We start from the raw sequence: 19,199 nt of genomic DNA, 5'->3' as shown, positions 1-19,199 counted from the left end.
GGGGATCACGATGGGAAAAGACGGCGGCGAGCCCCCTGCGTTCGCCGCAAACTGAGCAGACGGGCCAACCCTTCGGGCTCCTTGATGAGGAACCAAATGATGAGAAGGCCGAAGATGGCTTTCTGAATGTTCTGCAGCAGGCCCGCGTCGACATGGCCGCTGAACAGATGCTGGAACAGCCAATCGAGGGCCAAGGGCAGGAGGCTGACGAAACCAGCGCCGAGATAGGCGCCACGAATGGTGCCCAGGCCGCCGATAATGATGATGAAGAGGATTTGGTAAGAGCGTGTGAGGCCGAAGCTCTGCACGCTGGCCGATCCGAGATAGGCAAAGGCCCATAGCGCGCCGGCGATGCCGAGAATGAAGCTCGACACGGCAAAGGCCTGCAACTTGGCGCGGAAGACCGGCACGCCAATAACTGCCGCAGCCGTATCCATGTCACGGATCGCCATCCAATTCCGCCCCGTCTGACCGCGGATGAGGTTGAAGGACAGGAGCGTCAGGAGCGCGACAATGCCGAGCGTCAGATAGTAGCGCCCGTGCGGGCTGTTCGCATCGAGGCCGAAGAAGGACAGGCCGCGAGACAGCGCAATCGTCGCGGAGGAATTGCCGTTGTAGAACCACGGAAACTTCAGGAACAGCCACTCGAAGAAGAACTGAGCCGCCAGCGTACTGACGATCAGATAAAATCCCTTGATGCGCGTCGATGGGATGCCGAAGGCAAGCCCGACGGCCCCGGCGATGAAACCGGCGACGATCAGCGCCAGCGGTAGTGGCAGCTCGGGCACACGCAGCTGAAGCGAGAAGGTGGCATAGGCACCGACCATCATGAAGGCGCCGGCGCCAAGCGAGAGCTGTCCCCCGTAACCGGTCAGAAGATTGAGGCCGAGCCCGGCAAGCGACAGGATCAGAAACGGCACGATGATAGCATTGATCCAGTATTCCGAGGCGAGGAAGGGCGCGGTGACGAGCAGCGCGAGGGTGGCCACGATGGTCAATACCTTGAGACCGACCTGATCGATGGGTTCAGCGGCGGCGGGCAAATTGATCTCGGACATGGTCAGACCCTCTCGATCTGTCGTTCGCCGAACAGGCCGGCCGGGCGGATGAAAAGAAAGACGAGCGCGAGCGCATAGGCAAACCAGGGCGTGATGCCGCCACCGAGATATGGGCCGATATAGGTTTCCGCCAAACTCTCGCCCGCGCCAACGATTAACCCGCCGACAATCGCGCCGGGGATCGAGGTGAAGCCGCCGATGATGAGGACAGGCAGAGCCTTCAGCACGACGAGCGACAGCGAGAACTGCACGCCCTGACGCGCGCCCCACAAAAGACCGGCGACAAGGCCAACCAGTCCGGCGACCGCCCAGACGATCTGCCAGATACGGTTGATATCTATGCCGAGCGAAAGTGCTGCGCGCGTGTCATCCGCCACGCCGCGCAACTGGATGCCGATGCGCGTGCGGTTGAACAGCAGCGACAGGACGACGACGATTGCGAGCGCCACACCGGCGGCAATGAGGTCGAACTGGCTGATCATGATATCGCCCAGGAAGATCGGCAAATCGTCGATCCCGAGATTGAGCGCCCGCACCTGCGATCCCATGATCCCCTGCGCCACGCCCTCCACGACATAGGAAAGGCCGAGGGTCGCCATGAAGAGCGTCATGGGGCTGCGATTGGTCAGCGGGCGCAACAGCAATTTTTCAATCGTGATCGCGGTGAGGACGAGGAGCCCGATCGTCACGGCAATCGCACCGAGGGCCGGAACGCCTTGATCGGTGAGCGTCACAAAGGTCAGGGCCGCGAAAAGCAGTAGAGAGCCCTGGGCATAATTGAAGACCCCGGAGGCCTTGTAGATTAGCACGAAGCCGATCGCCACGAGCGAATACATGGTGCCAGCAAGCAGACCGCCGATCAGGGTTTCCAGGAACATATTCATGCGGCGGCCTCCGCGTTCTCGGAACCGAGATAGGCGGCGATGACATCGGGATTGTCGCGGATGGTCTCCGGTGGGCCGTCTGCCAGCTTGCGCCCGTAGTCGAGCACCACGACGTGATGGGCGAGTTTCAGGACGATGCCGATGTCATGCTCGATGAGAACGACGGTGAGGTCGAGCTCCCTGTTGAGCCTTGCGATGACGGCGGCAATCTCCTGTTTTTCGGCAGCGTTCATCCCGGCTAACGGCTCGTCAAGCAAAAGCAAACGGGGTTTCGCGACGATGGCGCGGGCGATCTCGACCTTCTTCTGCACGCCGTAGGGCAAGGTTCCAACGAGGGTTTCTGCATATTTTTCAAGATCGAAGAGCTTGAGAACCTCGAGCGCCCGATCCCGAAATGCCCGTTCCTGCCCCAGCGCACGGGGCAGTCGGAACGCCTCTTCGACCAATGTCACGCGGGAATGCCTGGACAGGCCGGCAATGACGTTGTCCAGCACGCTCATGCCAGAAAAAAGCGCGTTGTTCTGAAAGCCGCGGCCTATGCCGCGCCGTGCCGCCTCAAGCGGCTGCATGCGCCGGAAGTGCTCGCCCTCGAAGACGATTTCCCCGGAATCCGGTGTGTAAACCCCGTTCAGAATGTTCAGGAGAGAGCTCTTGCCGGCACCGTTCGGGCCGATCAGGGCGCAGATCTCACGCCGCGTGACCTGAAACGAGAGGTCTGAAATCGCTTTCACCCCCTTGAAGGAAAGCGACACATTTCTGACCTCCAGGGCAGGCCCAGCTGATGCCGTCATCGGATCATGCTCCTTGTTTCGTTCTGAAGCGCACAAAGGGTCCCTCGCCCGCATCGACGATGGGGCGTTTGATCCATGTGCTGGGAATGCCAGGCGGCGGCGGCCGCGCTCGCTCTATGCCGGTGTCATGCGGCTTCACCGGACGCCGCGCGCAGCTCCTCGCGTTTGGTCCGCTCGATATCCCGGAAACGGTGGGCAGGGTGGCTTTCGGGAAGATAGGGACCCTCGCCGAACAGTTTTTCACGCAGCGTGCCGTCGCGGTAGCCGGTTGCGTAGACACCACGCTTCTGCAGTTCCGGCACAAGATAGCCGATCACGTCGGCGAAGGTTTCGTGCGCAAGCGCATAGGCGAGATTGAAGCCGTCGATATCGGTTTCCTCTACCCACTCCTGCAGCAGGTCGGCAACCGTTGCCGCAGACCCGACGAACAGCGGCCCGAGACCACCGATGCCGCCCCACTTCGCCAGTTCCTCGATCGTCCAGACCTTGTCGCCCTCCGCCAAATGCTCGACTGCGGAGATGATGGCGTTGGTCTTCACGTTCTTGACTGTGTCGGCGGGCTTGTAGTGCCCGAAGTCGATACCGGTCCAGCCGGACATCAGCACCAGCGCCCCGTCATAGGAGGCATATTTGACATAGTCTTCGTATTTCGCCCGCGCCTTCGCATCCGTTTCGTCAACAATGATCGTCGCCATCGCGTAGATCAGCACTTTCTTCGGATCGCGACCCTGTGCGGCAGCACGCTGGCGGATGTCCGACACGTAAGCCCGCGTCGCATCCTTGAGCGGGGTGGAGATGAAGACGCATTCAGCATGGCCGGCGGCAAACTGCTTGCCCGCACCCGATGCGCCGGCCTGGAAAAGAACTGGCGTACGCTGCGGCGACGGCTCGCTCAGATGATAGCCCGGCACCTCGAAATATTTGCCCTTGTGGCCGATTTCATGGATTTTTGAGGGATCGGCGAAGATTCCGCGCTCCTTGTCCCTGACAACCGCGCCCTCCTCCCAGCTTCCCTCAAGAAGCTTGTAGAGCACTTCTACATATTCCGTGGCGACGTCATAGCGGTTGTCGTGCGAGCGAAGTCCACCCTGTCCGACATTCTTTGCGCCGCTTTCGAGATAGGACGTCACGATGTTCCAGCCGACACGACCCTTGGTGTGATGATCCGCCGTCGAAAGGCGGCGCGCGAACGTATAGGGATGCTCGAAGGACGTGGATGCGGTAATGCCGATGCCCAGATGTTTTGTCGCTTGGGCAATAGGATTGGCCAGTTGCAGGGGATCGTTGACGGGAATCTGAACGCCCTGGAGAAAGGCGTTGTCGAGATTGCCCTTGTAGACGTCGTAGTAGCCGACGACATCGGCAATGAAGACGGATTCGAAGAATCCGGTCTCCAGGAGTTTCGCGAGGTCCGTCCAGTAGTCGAGATCCTTGTACTCCCAGGAACGGTCGCGCGGATGGCGCCACAGGCCCGGGGACTGATGCCCCACGCAATTCATCTCAAAGGCATTGAACCGTATCGTCTTGGTCATGAATGGCCGTCCGTTTATTTGAGCGGCAGATTAAGAGCCAGAAGTCGCGGAATATAGGTATTCTATTATTTTGATCGATTTTATAAGGAAATAACTTTCCGAAAATTCATGTGCTTTGAGATTTGGGGAGTCACAAGCCGACGGAACGCACAGAGCCATTCACCTCTGCCGGGAACCACATCGAGATTGCAAGGAGATTGAGGTGGCGCTCGAGAAAGCAGCCCCTATCGCCAGGGAAGCCCTCCACTTAGCCTTAAAGCAGCGGATATGCGCGCCGTATGGCCATGAAGCCTACTGTACCCTTCAGGAGGCGTTCATCGTCAGGATGGTTCGCTATTCCAAATACCGCTGGATTTTCTTTTTCCATACAACATATAAATTAAATAGGAATTTCTGGCTGACAGCGCGCAGGGCGGTATTTTCAAGGTGAAGTTTCCTCCTTGAGCACATCCTACATGCCCGCCCGCAAAATCGTTCTCGGTACCATCCTCTACCCCAGCGGCCACCATGTCGCCGCTTGGCGAGCCCCATCGACGCAGGTCGATGCCAATATCTCCGTTGGTCACTACGTTTCCGCCGCGCGTGCAGCCGAAGCCGCTGGGTTCGAGATAGCTTTTATTTCCGATCGTCTCGGCGTGCCAAAAGGTCGTGCGGAGGCCTTGCGGCGGATCGATGAGTGGTCACACGGTTTCGAAGCCCTGACACTCGCCTCAGCCGTGGCGATGGCGACCGAAACGATTGGCATCGTGGCAACGGCATCGACGACTTTCAACGAACCCTACAACCTAGCCCGCCAGTTCGCTTCACTCGATCTCATCAGCGACGGTCGCATCGGTTGGAACATCGTAACCTCCTCGCTTCAACAGGAGAGCGACAACTTCAACGCCGGACCGGATTTCGATCATGCGGCACGCTATGATCGCGCCGGCGAATTCGTCGAGGCCGTGCTATCGCTGTGGCAGAGTTGGGATCCGGGCGGTTTCGTTCGCGACAAGAAAACCGGTGTCTTCTTTAAGCCCGATGCCGTCAAAAACACAGATTACCAGGGCAGGCATTTCCGCAGCAAAGGCCCGCTAAACATCATCCCCTCAAGGCAGGGCCGGCCTCTTCTCGTGCAGGCGGGCTCCTCCGATGCCGGCAAGGCACTCGCCGCCCGCACGGCTGATGTGGTCTTCACTGCGCATAGCGATATCGTCTCGGCACGCGGTTTCTATCAGGATGTTAAGAAGCGCGCTGCTGCCTCCGGCCGGCAGGCCGACGACGTTCTCGTCTTACCCGGCATTTTCCCGGTTGTCGGGAAAACCAGAATGGAGGCGGAAGACAAATACGCAGCTCTTCAGGATCTCATCCAGCCGGATGTCGCGCTGTCTCTGCTGGAAACATATTTAGGTGACGTTGATCTCTCGGGTATCGACATCGACGGCCCCTTGCCCGACTTGCCGGTCTCCAACTCCATCCGCAGCCGCCAGACGCTCCTGAACGACCTTGCTCGCAAGGAGAGCCTTTCTGTCGGCGCCCTTGCCCGCCGGATCGCCGGCGCGCGTGGCCACTGGCAGATCATCGGCACAGCTGAGGACATTGCCAGCGAGATCGAGGACTGGTTTACGAGCCGCGCCGCGGACGGTTTCATGCTGTTGCCGCCGACTTTCCCTGCAGGACAGGACGACTTCATTGCTGGCGTCGTGCCGCTGCTGCGCGAACGCGGTCTTCTTAATCCAGGCAAAGTCGTTGGCTCGCTACGCGAGCGGCTCGGCCTCTCCAAGATTGCACGCTCGGGCCCTAATCATGCCCGAAACCGCGCCTGACAATACACTCAAATCAACGGAAACTCTCGTGTACACAGCTCTCAAAGCCCTTCTCGCCACCTCGGCCGCGCTCGCAGTCCTCATCCCTGCCGTTACCCAGGCAGCTCCTATCACCGTCGCGGACCCCGGCTACGCAACGGCCCAGGGCACCGCCTATGTCGTGAAGGTCTTGCTCGAAGAGCAACTCGGAAAAGAAGTCGAGGCGGTCAAGGCTGGCTCTGTCCCGGTCATCTGGGAAGCTCTGAACCGAAATGGTGGCGAAATCGACATCTGGACGGACGTTTGGCTGCCCAACCAGCAGGCACTCGTCGATCAATATGCCAGCGAAGGCGGCAAGATAAAGCTCGCCGCGAACTCCTATTCTGGCACACAGGGCTATTGCACAACTAAGGCGACGGCGGACAAGCACGACATCCATTCCGTCTTCGATCTTGCCGACCCTGCCAAGGCAGCCGTCTTCTCGCCCGACGGCAAGGGTAAAGGCAATATCTGGGCCGGTGCTGCCGGCTGGCTTTCTACGAACATCGAAACGGTACGGGCCCGCGACTACGGCTTTGCCGACTTCTTCGACCTGCAGACCACCGACGAGGCCGTCGCCACAGCGAATCTCGACGCCGCCGTAAAGGCCGGCACCGGCTGGATCGGTTATTGCTACGGCCCGCACCAAAACTTTGCGCGCTATGAGCTCGAGGTGCTGGAAGAGCCCAAGCACGACGAGGCAGCCTGGACCTTCGTCGAACCGTCGGACCCGAACTGGTTGGAAAAATCCTCGATCAAGTCGGCCTACAAGGATGCCGCGATCCACATCGCCTATTCCAAGTCGCTTGCCGAAAGCGCACCCGAGGTCGCCGCCATTCTCGAAAAGGTGACGTTCTCCACAGATGCGGTCAGCAAGCTCGCCTTCGCAATCGCTGTCGAAGGCAAGAGCCCTGACGAAGCTGCCAAGGATTGGATCGCCGCCAATCCCGATGTCATTGCCGGCTGGATCGGGAACTAACTGTATGATCGAGCTTGAGGACGTCTGGAAAGTTTTTGGCACCGATGAACGCGCGGTTCTCGTCGAGACCCGTCGGCCGGAGCCGGACGAGGACGTCCTCAAGCGGCTTCGCGCCGTCGTCGGCGTACGCGGTGCCAGCCTCTGCGTTAAAAAGGGAGAGCTGGTCTGCCTGATGGGGTTATCGGGGAGCGGCAAGTCGACACTCGTACGCCTCGTCAATCGTCTGCTCGAGCCGAGCACCGGCAGGGTCCGGATCGATGGCAGCGATATCCTGTCCATCGGACCGAAGTCACTCCGCGAATTGCGCTCACGCCGCATTGGGATGGTGTTCCAGTCTCATGCGCTGCTTGCGCATCTCTCGGTACGCGACAACGTCGCGCTGCCGCTCGAAATTCGCGGAGTTGCCCGAACGCAGCGCGAGGATCGGGCGGACGAGCTCCTTGTCCGTGTCGGTCTCGAAGGTCTTGGCGACCGCCGCATAACAGCCCTTTCGGGCGGGATGCAGCAACGTGTCGGCTTGGCACGGGCGCTGGCTGCCGATCCCGATATCCTGCTGATGGACGAACCGTTCAGCGCCCTTGACCCGTTGATCCGCCACGACCTACAAACCCAGTTCATGGCGCTCTCACGAGAGCTGGGCAAGACGACCGTTTTCGTGACGCATGACGTCGATGAAGCGTTCCGCATTGCCGATCGGGTCGTCCTCATGCGGGCCGGTCGCATCGTTCAGGTCGGGACGGCTGACACTCTTTTGAGTCAACCCGCGGATGACTATGTGCGGCGCTTCGTCCAAAACGCCCGCCGTCCCGCGCTGAGCGATTTCCCACCTGCCAAAGCACGAGCCATCGCATGACCCATCACACTGCACGCGACGAAGCGATCATGCATTTTGCCGGCAGGAACGGCCTATATTATCGACAGGCTTTCCAACGCATTGGGGAACGGCGGGGTTATGTGCCCTCCATCAATATCGCCGCAGCCCTGCTCGGTCCCATCTGGCTCGGCGGCCGCCGGCTGTGGTCGGCTTTCTGGCCATACCTCATCGCCGATCTGCTTGCGGTCGTTCTGATCGCCTTCGCGCTTGCCGGCGGCACGAGCGCCGAACAGGGTGCACGAGCAGACCGCCTTGAAAAGCTCGCCGTAACGCGCCTTTCCGAAGCCAAGGCGGCAAACGACAGGGACGCGACATCGACGATCGTCAAGTCATTGACCCGCTCCGCCGCAGCACTTGAAAAAGCCGCAGATGAAGCGCGGCAGGTTGCCGATCATGCCAAGGCTGGCGCCTCCCTGATCCTGGCGCTCGGCGGCAGTCTCCTTGTCGCCACCCGGCTGTCACTGGGTGCGATAGCCAATCATATTGCCGAACGGCGTTTTCGCACGTGGCGGCTTGAAAGCGATCGTAGGAAAGCCGGCTTCAGCCTGTTGCACGCCGGCGGAGCCCCCGTCCTGCTGGCCGCCCTCATTCCCATCATCCTTCTCCATTTCAGCGATCGAACTCTGCTGGATGCCGTCCCGAGCGACCCAGCCTGGAACTCTGCCAGCGCGGCCTGGCTGGATCACATCATTGGCTCGATCAGCAAGGCCGTGGCCCCGGCGGCGGGGACGCTGACCTATGCGATCACCGGTATGCTTGGCCTGCTGGAGGCGGTGCTCACAGAAACGCCATGGCCAGTCGTCATGGCCATCATCCTTGCCATCGCCTGGCAACTCGCGGGTTTTCGCGTCTTCCTTCTAACCTTCGTCGCGATCAGCTATCTGGCAATTCTCGGATATTGGGAAAAGAGCATGCAGACCGTAGCGCTTCTGGGAACCGCGGCACTGATCTCGATTTCTATCGGCATACCGCTTGGCATTCTTTGCGGCTACAATCGGCGTATCGCTGCAATCGTGCGCCCGCTACTCGATTTCATGCAAACCATGCCGGCCTTCGTCTACCTGATTCCCGTTATCGCACTCTTCGGCATCGGCAAACCCTCCGGCATCATCGCGACGGTCATCTTCGGCATACCGCCCGTCGTCCGGTTAACGGCACTCGGCATCGCTTCAGTTCCGGCTTCGGTGCGCGAAGCTGCCGTTGCCTTTGGTGCATCCCGCAGCTTCATCCTCTTCAAGGTTGATCTCCCAACGGCTGGACCGTCGATCATGGCTGGCATCAGCCAGACCATCCTGATGTGTTTGTCGATGGTCGTGATCGCGGCCCTCATCGGGGCAAAGGGGCTTGGCGAGGACGTTCTGCACGCTCTACAGTATGCCGCACAAGGCCAAGGGCTGCTCGCCGGCCTTGCAATCCTCCTGTGCGCGATCGTACTCGATCGAATGGTTCAGGGGGGCCGGACACACTGAAGCGCGAAGCCAACCAACGGGCGCGTACCAAGTACAGATGTAGCCGCACAGCTCAAGACATGTCGTGAGAGCTGCCAGGCAGCGCTGCTTAGACCGCCCGCAATTGGTAACTGTTGCCGGACGCCGTCTAACTCAGACGATGGCGTGTTGCTGCGACAATCGCATCGATCGTCAGGCGAAGACGAGACAACATGATGGGCGAAGCCGGCCACAAGACGTGGACCGGCAAGTGACCGCCAATATTTTCGTCGAGAACAGTCAGGATGCGTCCCGAATGTATATCCTCCTCCACGAGCCAGCGTGGAACGAGGCCAAGGCCATACCCCTCCCGGATTGCTGCCAAAGCCAGCAGGCTGCCTTCGAGTAGTAGCCGGGTATCGGGCGTCCACATGGAGACTCCACCATCCGCCATCTGGAACGGCCAAGGCAATACTTTGCCGTTTCTGGGGGTGCCAATGAGGTCATGACGACCAAGCTCTTCAACCGTCTGCGGCTTTGCCTTGCGTGAGAAATATTCTGCCGAGCCACAAAGAGCCACGTCCTGCCACCCCAGACGCCGGGCCATCAAACCCGCCGTCTCCGGAGTTTCGCCAATACGCACGGCAATATCCACATTGCCTTCGACTAGGTCGGATGGCGCTGTCGTGGCGGTTACATGATAGCGGAGCTTCGGCCAGATCCGAGCCAGAGCATAGAGCGCCGGGGCGATCACATGAGCACCGAACAATGGCGGTAGGCTTATACGGACGAGACCGGCGGGCTCGTCCGGGAGATTGCGTATGGCTTGTTCGACGCACTCGACCTGCTGCCGCGCCGAAGCGCAGACATCCCGATAGGCCGCACCCTCTTCGGTAAGAGAAAGTGTCCGTGTCGTGCGCTTGAAGAGCCTCACGGTCAACCGGACTTCAAGGCGCGCTACCGCCTTAGCCACGGCCGACGGCGAAAGGCCAACCCGTCTTGAAGCTGTTGCAAAGCTTCCAGCCTCACAAACGGCCAGAAATACCCCGACATCATCACCTGTGAAATGCTGCATGACCACATATTAGAGAAAATAGGGAATGAATAAAGGGAATTCCTTTCGCTTTTCCCGTTCGAAAATCGCGAATATCTTTGTCATATGAGCACCAAACGAACCTACGCCATCATCGGGGGCACGGCCGGCATCGGTCGGGCGCTCGCCCACAAACTCGTCGAACGCGGCGATTATGTCCTGATCGGAGGGCGTTCGCCCGACCGATTGGAGAGCACGCTCGCGTCCCTCGGACCGGCCGCCACCGGATGCCGTGTCGACATTGCGGACCGGGCATCGGTGAGCGACTTCCTAGCGGATTCGCCAGCGCTGTCCGGGCTCTTTACACCGGCAGCCTCGTATCAGACAGGCGCCTTCCGCGATGGCGATACGGAAACGAGCGAAGCGCTTTTCATCGCAAAGTTCTGGTCGCAATACTGGGCTGTACACGCAGCACTTGCCCATCTCCGATCAGACGCATCGATTGTCCTTATGGCCGGCGCGGCCTCCATTCGCCCCATCGGTGCTCCCGCCTATGCCGCATGCAACTCCGCACTGGAAGGTTTGGCACGTGGCCTTGCTCTGGAACTCAGCCCTATCAGGGTCAACTGCCTCTCCCCTGGAACCACCGACAGTGACCTATGGCGCAACCGCGCTGAGGACATTCGGGAGCCGGCCTATGCCGCCTGGCGCACTCTATGCCTTGCCCAGCGCCCGGCAACCGTCGAAGAGCAAGCACACGCCGCGCTGTTCCTCCTCGACAATACCAACATGACGGGCAACACGCTGTTCTGTGACGGAGGCTATACACTTCGATAGATACCCCTCGCCCTCGTGCATGAGAACTTCGTGACCGAAGTCACTTACGAATTCCTCGCCTCGGTCGAGAACGTTTTATCTTTTGAAAGGATAAGAACCGCTTAGCCGCGTTTCCTATCGACAAACCGCAGCATTCATTTCCGTTTTCGGGCGCAAGCACCTTTTTAGAGCCAGCAGTCATTCGAAGAAGGAAAACTCCACGATAGAAATTGACTCGGATGTTGCCGTTGCGATCGCCGGTGCAGTTGTTGCCTCTCGCCAGAATTAACCGGCGTATGCGCTGGGCGAGGAGATGCAAATCAGCCGAACCTCCTGTTGATCACCGCTTGAGACTTCAATCTGATGACCGTTGAAGCTTTCGAAGGTATCACCCACACTAAGGGTCAGACATTGGTTATCGTAGAGAAGTGTGATTCTACCGTGCGTAACAATTAGGTATCTTATGGTCGCGGCAGCGCCCTTACCACCCAACAATGTCCTCTCACCGGAGCGCATGGCGATCATATCCACTCGGGGCCTGCCGCCGGAGAACTGGTCAATAGATACGGAATAAGTGTGCCCAACCAGGTGAAAACCGCAGTTTTCCTTGTTGTGGACGATACGGTTCTGAAGCTTTCGACCGATGCCTAGACCGGAGTAGGACAGGTCTAGGCCGTTTGAGATGCGAGCAATCGTCGTCTCATTCGCCCCACATTTTCCGCGCTCAAACTGGCTCAGAAAACTTGGCGTCAATCCTGTTATTGCAGCGAGCGTTCTCAGCGACATGCGTTGAGCAGTCCGTGCAGTGCGGATCAAATGATGGATTTCGAGATTCCCGGTCATTAAGCATCTCCGGCACACTACTCAGGTCACTGAGACGAACTTCGTCACGAGATAAGCGTCGATTGCCTCAGAACCACCTTCGTTGCCGTAGCCGGAATCCTTCAATCCGCCGAAGGGTACTTCAGGCAGTGCAAGGCCGTTGTGATTGATCGTTGTCATCCCGGCTTCGATGCGTGTAGCAAGCGCCTGCGCACTTTCGATCGACTTGGTGAAGGCATAGGAGGCCAAGCCGAACGGCAGCCGGTTGGCTTCTTCAATCGCCGCGTCGAGATTCTTGACCGGATTGATGATCGCGAGCGGCCCGAAGGGCTCTTCGTTCATCACCCGGGCTTCCGTCGGCACGTTCGCCAGCACTGTCGCCTCGAAGAAGTTGCCCTTGTTGCCGACCCGACGCCCGCCAGTAACCAGCCTACCGCCCCGTTCCACGGCATCACTGATGAGTGACTCGAGAACCGGAATTCGCCGTTCGTTGGCGAGCGGCCCCATCGTGACGTCCTTTTCCAATCCATTGCCGATCTTGATGGCGCGTGCGGCTTCGACGAAGACATCGAGGAACCGGTCGAACACTTTCTCCTGAACCAGAAAACGCGTCGGCGAAACGCAGACCTGACCTGCATTGCGGAACTTCGAGAAGGAAAGAACCTGCGCGGCCTTCGCGATATCGGCATCATCGAGCACAATTGCGGGAGCATGGCCGCCGAGCTCCATTGTCGCTCGCTTCATGTGCAGGCCTGCAAGCGATGCCAGTTGCTTACCGACCGGTGTGGACCCCGTGAAGGAGATCTTTCGGATAACCGGGTGCGCGATAAGATATTCTGAAATCTCCGCAGGCACACCGAAGACGAGCCCGATGACGCCAGCCGGCACCCCGGCATCGACGAAGGCACGTATGAGCTCCGCGGGAGCGGCCGGGGTCTCCTCCGGCGCCTTGACGATGATCGAGCATCCAGCGGCAAGCGCCGCCGATAGTTTGCGAACGATCTGGTTAATCGGGAAATTCCACGGCGTGAAGGCAGCAGCGGGCCCGACTGGGAGCTTGATGGTGGTCTGGGAAACGTTGGCGCTGCGGCCGGGGATCACTTGTCCATATGTGCGCCGTCCCTCTTCAGCGAACCATTCGATGAGATCGCTCGCCGCACCGATTTCTCCCAGCGACTCGTTCAGCGGCTTGCCCTGTTCACGCGTCATCAGAACGGCAATCCGCTCTTTGCGCTCCCTCAGGATATCGGCGACCCTGCGCATAATCTTGGACCGCTCATAGGCGGATACGACGCGCCATGACTCGAAACCCGCAGCGGCCGCAGAGACGGCCAATTCGAGATCAGCCTTGGTCGCCATCGACACCTTGCCGATCGCTTCGCCCGTCGCCGGATCGAAAACAGGCAAGGTTGCCCCCTCCAAAGCATCTCGCCACTCACCGTTGATCAGCAGCTTGGTGTCGCCATAGGCATGGTCGTCGATCGTCATTGCTATCTCCGGTCTTTAAGGGGTCATTTATCGGCGCTCGAGCGCGCAGTGAGCGTATCGAGCCAGCCATGGTCCATCTGGGGGACGGACGCGATGAGTCGTTTCGTGTAGTCGTTGCGCGGACTTTTCAGCACCGCATCACGCCCATCCTGTTCGATCACTTCGCCGTTTTTCATGACGACCACCGTGTCGGCGATCGCAGCAACGATCTTCAGGTCATGCGTGATGAAGAGGTAGGTCTTGCCGCTCTGCTTCTGCATGTCGGAAAGCAAATCCAGTATGCCTTCTGCCACAAGCGGATCGAGGCCGGACGTCACCTCGTCGCAGATGATCAGATCGGGATCGGCCGCAATCGCGCGGGCGATGCAGACACGCTGCTTCTGCCCGCCTGACAATTCGCCTGGAAACCGGTCGCCGAGCGCGGGGGAAAGCTCGACCTGCTCAAGGAGTCGCGCTACCTGCTCTGCTGCAGCCTCACCCTTTACGCCATTGTAGAGCGTTAGCGGCCGGCCCAAAATCTCTGACACCTTCTGGCGCGGATTGAGTGCGGTATCCGGCATCTGATGGATCAGCTGAATGCGGCGCAACGTCTCGGAGGCGCGCTGGCCGGTCCCTCTTCCCAGAACGGCGCCATCGAAGCGCAGGGTGCCGGTGTCGGGTGCAAGAAGACCCGTAATGACACGCGCCAGCGTGGACTTGCCGGATCCCGATTCCCCGACGATCGCCATGGTGCGCCCCTTCGGCACCCGTATCGAGATGCCATCAAGCACGCGACGCGCACCATAAGACGCCGACAGATTGTCGATTTCGAGCAGATGACCGTCAGCGGCGCGTTCACGTCGAATGGTCGGATCGGCAGTCAGAAGGCGGCGTGTGTAGTCCTGACCGGGTGTACGAAGAAGGGTTTGCGTCTCGGCTTCCTCCACCATCTCCCCCTGTCGAAGCACCATGATGCGGTCAGCGACCTGAGCCACCACAGCAAGATCATGCGTGATGTACAGCGCGGCGGTCTCCGACCCGCGGACAGCGCTGCGCACGGCGGCAAGCACGCCGACCTGGGTCGTGACGTCTAGTGCCGTCGTCGGTTCATCGAAGACGATGAGATCCGGGTCGCCCGCCATCGCCATTGCAATCATCGCCCGCTGCAATTGCCCGCCGGAAACCTGGTGAGGGTAGCGTTGGCCAAAGCGGGCCGGATCTGGAAGGCCGAGGCATGCATACAAATTGCACGCCTTCGCCGCTGCGGCCGCGCGGTCGGAGAACCCGTGCACTGCCAGCACCTCGATGAACTGGTCGATCAGCCGGTGTGCCGGATTGAAAAAAGCCGCCGCCGATTGGGCGACGTAGGCGATACGCATGCCCCGCAAGCGGCGCAGCTCGCTTTCGGACATGCGCAGAAGATCGCGCCCCTCGAACAGCACTTGACCGCCGGAAAAGCGGCAACCTGGGCGCGCATAGCCGAGTGCGGCAAGGCCGATGGTCGATTTCCCAGCGCCGGATTCGCCGATCAGGCCGAGCACCTCGCCGCGATCGAGCCGTAGTGAGACGCCCTTGACGATCTCTTGCCACCGTCCGCCGCTTTCGCCTTCGATCCTGAGGCCGTTCACATTTAGGAGAATACCTGCCTTTGTCATTGGAACCTCACTGTCCTTCACGCAGGCCGCTGGATTTGTCGAGGAACCAGTCGACGACATAGTTTATGCCGATCGTCAGCACGGCAATCGCGGCGGCCGGCAGCAGCGGGCTGATGTCGCCGTAGGTGATGAGCGTAGCGTTGTCGCGCACCATAGAGCCCCAGTCTGCCGTGGGCGGCTGAATGCCGAGGCCAAGGAAACTCAACGCGCTGATCATCAGGAACACGAAGCAAAAACGAAGGCCGAACTCGGCTACGAGCGGCGACAGGATATTCGGCAAGATCTCGCGCCGCATGATCCAGAGCCAGCTTTCGCCGCGCAGCCGCGCCACGTCGATATAGTCCATCACCGTCACGTTCATGGCGAGCGCGCGCGCAAGACGAAAGACACGGGTGGAGTCGACCAGCGCGATGACGACGATCAACACCGGGATGGACATGCCGAAGATCGTTAGAAGGAACATGGAAAAGATCAGCTGCGGTATCGCCATCAGCACATCGACGGTGCGTGACAGCAGATGATCCGGCCACCCACCGGCCACGGCAGAAAAGATGCCGAGCGTTCCGCCGACTGCGAACGCCAGCAGCGTCGCTGCAAAGGCGATCCCGACGGTGTTTCGTGCGCCAAAAATCAGCCGGGTCAGCATGTCGCGGCCGAGATTGTCGGTGCCGAGCAGAAATTCGCTGCTCCATGCCGAAAATTGCGGCCCGACGATTTCTGCCTCGCCATAGGGGCTGATCCAGGGTGCCAGAAGGGCGAGCCCGACATAGAAAATGACGATGAAGAGGCCCAGCTTTGCGCTGAGCGGGGCTGCAGCAAGTGCCTTCAGCCACTTGGGGGAAAGCCGTCCGCCTGTTGCGGACGACACGGCGCTGCCGCGCGCAAGTACAGTCATGGACGGTTCCTTGGGAAGAAGCATGGTCTCTCGGCGTTTCATCGGCGATGCAACAGGCGCGGATTTGTCACCGTTGCGAGAATATCGGCCGTCAGATTGAGGAGGATGTAGGTTGCGGCAAAGATCAGGCTGCACGCCTGCACCACCGGAATGTCGCGCTTCTGCACACTGTCGACCATCAGCTGGCCGAGACCCGGATAGACGAACACTACCTCGACAACGACGACGCCGACAATCAGATAGGCGAGGTTCAGCACCACGACGTTGATGATCGGGGCAAGCGCATTCGGCAGGGCATGGCGCGTGATGATGCCGAGGGGCGAAACGCCCTTCAGCTTCGCCATCTCGATATAGGGACTGGCGAGCACTCCAACCAATGCGGCGCGCGTCATGCGCATCATGTGGGCCACGACGACCAGCGTCAGCGTCAAGGCCGGCAGGATCATTCCCTCGATGCGCCCGAGAACCGTGCCGTCGCTGGAACCGGCAAGGCTCGGCAGCAGACCTGTCTTCACCGAGAGGAACAGGATCAGCACATAGGCGACGAAGAATTCGGGAAAGGAGATCGATGTCAGCGTCAGCATGTTTATGACGCGATCGAAGACACCGTTGCGGTAGAGTGCGGCAAGAATGCCGAGAGCGAGCGCGAGGGGCACAGCCATGACGGCGGCCAGAAGCGCCAGCTCCAGCGTGCTCGACAGGCGGCCGAAGACGAGATCGCTGATTGGTCGGTGGTTGGCGAGCGATGTGCCGAAATCTCCGTGCAGGATGCCGGAAAGCCAGGCGACATAGCGCTCATGCAGCGGCAGGTCGAGGCCAAGCTGGATGCGGAAGGCGGCGACCGTTTCAGGCGATGCACCTTGGCCCAGCACCTCGGTCGCGATGTCGCCGGGCAAGGCGGATACGCCGAGAAAAATGATCACCGATACGATCCAGAGCGTGAGCACGCCGGTCGCCAGCCGATTGGCGATGAGAACAAGAATGTTGCGCATGACCGGTCCCGTTCACACTTGCCACTGTTTGAAGTAACTGCGCACGGCGATGCTCGCCGTGCGCCGTCCACGCCGATCAGGCGTGTTGTTGCAGGAAGGCCTTCATCGGTTGGCCAACCCGCTCCGACGCTTCGATCAGGATGGCGTGCTTGAGGCCATCCAGGATGATCAGTTCGGAATTCGGCAGCGCTTCGGCGATCTGTTTATTGAGCCGCGGATTGCAGCCGCCGTCGAGTTCGCCCGTCAGCACCAGCGAGGGCGCGCTCACCTCTTGCAGCCACGGGCTCATTTCCGTCTCGGCGTAGATGTCAAAGACGTTCAGGAACACGTCCCCGTCGGTATCGACAACCTGCTTCTTGCGCCATTCGATGACATCCGGCCGAGCAGCCGCGAAATCGTCGGTGAACCAGCGTGCCGTCAATGTGTCGAGAACCTGGGGAATACCCTTCTCGCGCATCGCGGTGACGACGGCCTTCACCTTGGAACTGTCGTCTTCGGTGCGGAACGCTGCCGTCGACAGCAGACCGAGCGACAGCACACGTTCGGGATAACGGCGCGCATAGGCCGGGCCGATCATGCCACCCAGCGAGTGGCCGGCGAAATGCGCCGTCTCGATGCCAAGCTTGGCGCGCAGCGCCTCCAGGTCGTCGACCAGATCGTCGAGGCCGAAGCGGCCATCGGGAAGTGGCGAGTCACCATGGCCACGCAGGTCATAGGAAATGCAGGTGAACTGATCTTTCAGCTGCTCGACGATCTTCGTCCAGCCTGTCTTGCGTGCACCGATACCATGGATCAGGAACAGCGCAGGCCCCTGCCCCTCGATCGCATAGGCGCAATCAATTGCCTTGCTCATCGTGGAAAGCCTCACTTCTTTTCGGCCAACGCGGCGGCAGCTGCTGCCCGGTCCGAGCAAAGCTCTCCGGCAACAGCCCAATCGTCCTGCGCGATCTCGCTGAAGATGATGTGGACCGACTGTGGCGTTGCCTTAGCGGATTCGACGAAGCTATCGGTTACTGCCTTCGCGATGGCGCGCTTCTGTTCGAGCGTACGTCCGGGAAACATTTCGATCTTGATTACAGGCATGGTCATTCCTCGAATCTTGGGTTGAGACGTCGCATTCACGCGACGGATTTCTGGCGAACTCCGGAAAGGTGCGGCATGACGTCGGATGAAAAACGGGCCATCATATCCAGTGTTTCGGATTGCTCCTGGCCGAAGTTCGAAGTGACGATCACCTCGTCGATGCCGGCCTCCGAATAGGCCGCGAGACGGTCGATCATCTCGTTCGTCTCGCAAATGATCAGACTGCGGCCGAGTTCCTCGACCGTCTGCTTGCGTGGCAACGGACGGATACAGCCGTTGTCGACGATACCGGGACCGCTATAAACGTTGTCGAAACGCTGGTAGTAGGTGGAGGCAAGTTCAAGCTTAGCGCGTGCATCCGCCGCGTCACGCGCAAGATAGATGCCGCGCTGGAGTGCGAGGCGGTTATTCTTACCACTTTCGATCTTGCCGCAGCGGAAGGCGTTGACCTGCTCCAGCAGAACCGTATGCGATGCTTGCAACGGCGTCGTCTGCACATGATAGCCCTTGCGCGCTGTGTGGTAGATGCCTTCCGGCGCCATCACAGCCAGCATCAGCGGGATAACGCGCTCTGGGCGCGGCATCACGGTGATCGGATCGAACGTGTAATAATCGCCGTTCCAAGACACTTCTTCCTTCGTCAAAAGCGCCTCCAGCACGGCAAGCGATTCCTCGAACTTCTTCTTGGTCTCCTCAAGCGGCGTGCCGAGGCGGCCCACTTCATAGGCGAAGGCACCGCGGCCCACACCGAGAACCAGCCGTCTTTCACAGAGCATATCGGCCTGCACGACCTCGCCGGCGAAAATCCGCATGTCGCGGATCGGCAACACCGCGATCGAGGTCACCAGTTCGATGCGCGAGGTCGCCGAGGCGATCTTCACGGCAAGCTGCAATGGCGACGGCACGAGCAGGATATTGATGAGATGGTGCTCCGGGATCGATACGCCGCGGTAGCCGCATTTCTCCGCCTGGACCGCCTGTTCGACCATGTCGCGATAGAGCCGGGTACCGCCATAGCTCGGATCGGGCAGGTAACTGGAAAGGAAGTGGTTGAAATCCATCGTGATA

18 protein-coding genes are annotated in these 19,199 nt (G+C 60.0%); 5 read left to right on the top strand and 13 right to left on the bottom strand.

What is annotated here, in order from left to right:
* Positions 1–5: 5 nt before the first annotated feature.
* From MUO32_RS27705 to MUO32_RS27690, 4 genes are all read right to left on the bottom strand, one after another.
* Positions 6–1,058 carry a branched-chain amino acid ABC transporter permease gene (locus tag MUO32_RS27705; protein WP_257951610.1) on the bottom strand — a complete coding sequence of 351 codons (1,053 nt, stop codon included), beginning with the start codon at positions 1,056–1,058 and terminating at the stop codon, positions 6–8.
* A 2-nt stretch (positions 1,059–1,060) separates the two neighbouring features.
* Positions 1,061–1,942, bottom strand: coding sequence for a branched-chain amino acid ABC transporter permease (locus MUO32_RS27700; protein ID WP_257951609.1), 882 nt, complete (start codon positions 1,940–1,942; stop codon positions 1,061–1,063).
* Entirely contained in the window at positions 1,939–2,733 is a 795-nt protein-coding gene (locus tag MUO32_RS27695; RefSeq protein ID WP_257951608.1) for an ABC transporter ATP-binding protein, read from the bottom strand. Before MUO32_RS27695 ends, MUO32_RS27700 begins: the two co-directional genes overlap by 4 nt.
* A gap of 125 nt (positions 2,734–2,858) precedes the next feature.
* A complete protein-coding gene (locus tag MUO32_RS27690; protein WP_257951607.1) occupies positions 2,859–4,265 on the bottom strand; it encodes an LLM class flavin-dependent oxidoreductase in 1,407 nt (468 codons plus the stop codon).
* Between the two features lie 440 nt (positions 4,266–4,705).
* On the opposite strand from MUO32_RS27690, the gene MUO32_RS27685 reads away from it, so the two are divergent.
* Genes MUO32_RS27685 through MUO32_RS27670 form a run of 4 tightly spaced genes read left to right on the top strand, consistent with a single transcriptional unit; the run spans position 4,706 to position 9,410 of the window.
* The gene (locus MUO32_RS27685; protein ID WP_257951606.1) at positions 4,706–6,070 is read left to right on the top strand and encodes an LLM class flavin-dependent oxidoreductase; all 1,365 of its coding nucleotides are present in this window, start codon (positions 4,706–4,708) and stop codon (positions 6,068–6,070) included.
* Between the two features lie 28 nt (positions 6,071–6,098).
* Positions 6,099–7,067 (top strand): glycine betaine ABC transporter substrate-binding protein, encoded by a 969-nt coding sequence (locus MUO32_RS27680; protein ID WP_257951605.1) that lies wholly within the window; start codon positions 6,099–6,101, stop codon positions 7,065–7,067.
* A gap of 4 nt (positions 7,068–7,071) precedes the next feature.
* Positions 7,072–7,920 (top strand): ATP-binding cassette domain-containing protein, encoded by an 849-nt coding sequence (locus MUO32_RS27675; protein ID WP_257951604.1) that lies wholly within the window; start codon positions 7,072–7,074, stop codon positions 7,918–7,920.
* Positions 7,917–9,410: a proline/glycine betaine ABC transporter permease gene (locus tag MUO32_RS27670; protein ID WP_257951603.1), complete on the top strand. Its 1,494-nt coding sequence runs from the start codon at positions 7,917–7,919 to the stop codon at positions 9,408–9,410. The genes MUO32_RS27675 and MUO32_RS27670 overlap by 4 nt, the downstream gene beginning before the upstream one ends.
* A 127-nt stretch (positions 9,411–9,537) precedes the next feature.
* Here MUO32_RS27670 and MUO32_RS27665 read toward each other — a convergent pair whose 3' ends face one another.
* Entirely contained in the window at positions 9,538–10,443 is a 906-nt protein-coding gene (locus tag MUO32_RS27665; protein WP_257951602.1) for a LysR family transcriptional regulator, read from the bottom strand.
* Between the two features lie 84 nt (positions 10,444–10,527).
* Here MUO32_RS27665 and MUO32_RS27660 point away from each other — a divergent pair, with 84 nt between their 5' ends.
* Positions 10,528–11,238, top strand: a complete 711-nt coding sequence (locus MUO32_RS27660) for an SDR family oxidoreductase (protein ID WP_257951601.1) — start codon at positions 10,528–10,530, stop codon at positions 11,236–11,238.
* A gap of 264 nt (positions 11,239–11,502) precedes the next feature.
* On the opposite strand, the gene MUO32_RS27655 is transcribed toward MUO32_RS27660, so the two are convergent.
* The 8 genes from MUO32_RS27655 to MUO32_RS27620 all read right to left on the bottom strand — a co-directional run bounded on the left by MUO32_RS27655 (position 11,503) and on the right by MUO32_RS27620 (position 19,192).
* Complete coding sequence (locus tag MUO32_RS27655) at positions 11,503–12,060, bottom strand: helix-turn-helix domain-containing protein (RefSeq protein ID WP_257951600.1); 558 nt, start codon at positions 12,058–12,060, stop codon at positions 11,503–11,505.
* Positions 12,061–12,081: 21 nt separating this feature from the next.
* Entirely contained in the window at positions 12,082–13,527 is a 1,446-nt protein-coding gene (locus MUO32_RS27650) for an NAD-dependent succinate-semialdehyde dehydrogenase (RefSeq protein WP_257951599.1), read from the bottom strand.
* 23 nt (positions 13,528–13,550) lie between these two features.
* Positions 13,551–15,161 carry an ABC transporter ATP-binding protein gene (locus MUO32_RS27645; protein ID WP_257951598.1) on the bottom strand — a complete coding sequence of 537 codons (1,611 nt, stop codon included), beginning with the start codon at positions 15,159–15,161 and terminating at the stop codon, positions 13,551–13,553.
* Between the two features lie 7 nt (positions 15,162–15,168).
* Positions 15,169–16,056: an ABC transporter permease gene (locus MUO32_RS27640; RefSeq protein ID WP_257951597.1), complete on the bottom strand. Its 888-nt coding sequence runs from the start codon at positions 16,054–16,056 to the stop codon at positions 15,169–15,171.
* A 38-nt stretch (positions 16,057–16,094) separates the two neighbouring features.
* Positions 16,095–17,048, bottom strand: coding sequence for an ABC transporter permease (locus tag MUO32_RS27635; RefSeq protein WP_257951596.1), 954 nt, complete (start codon positions 17,046–17,048; stop codon positions 16,095–16,097).
* A 76-nt stretch (positions 17,049–17,124) separates the two neighbouring features.
* On the bottom strand, positions 17,125–17,901 hold the full coding sequence (locus MUO32_RS27630) for an alpha/beta fold hydrolase (RefSeq protein WP_257951595.1): 777 nt from the start codon (positions 17,899–17,901) through the stop codon (positions 17,125–17,127).
* An 11-nt stretch (positions 17,902–17,912) separates the two neighbouring features.
* Positions 17,913–18,131, bottom strand: coding sequence for a 2-hydroxymuconate tautomerase (locus tag MUO32_RS27625; RefSeq protein ID WP_257951594.1), 219 nt, complete (start codon positions 18,129–18,131; stop codon positions 17,913–17,915).
* A gap of 35 nt (positions 18,132–18,166) precedes the next feature.
* Complete coding sequence (locus tag MUO32_RS27620) at positions 18,167–19,192, bottom strand: LLM class flavin-dependent oxidoreductase (protein WP_257951593.1); 1,026 nt, start codon at positions 19,190–19,192, stop codon at positions 18,167–18,169.
* Positions 19,193–19,199 lie beyond the last annotated feature (7 nt).

The sequence above is a fragment of the Shinella sp. CPCC 101442 genome (assembly GCF_024704725.1).
Taxonomy (GTDB): Bacteria; Pseudomonadota; Alphaproteobacteria; order Rhizobiales; family Rhizobiaceae; genus Shinella.
This window is presented reverse-complemented; position numbering and strand designations above follow the sequence as displayed.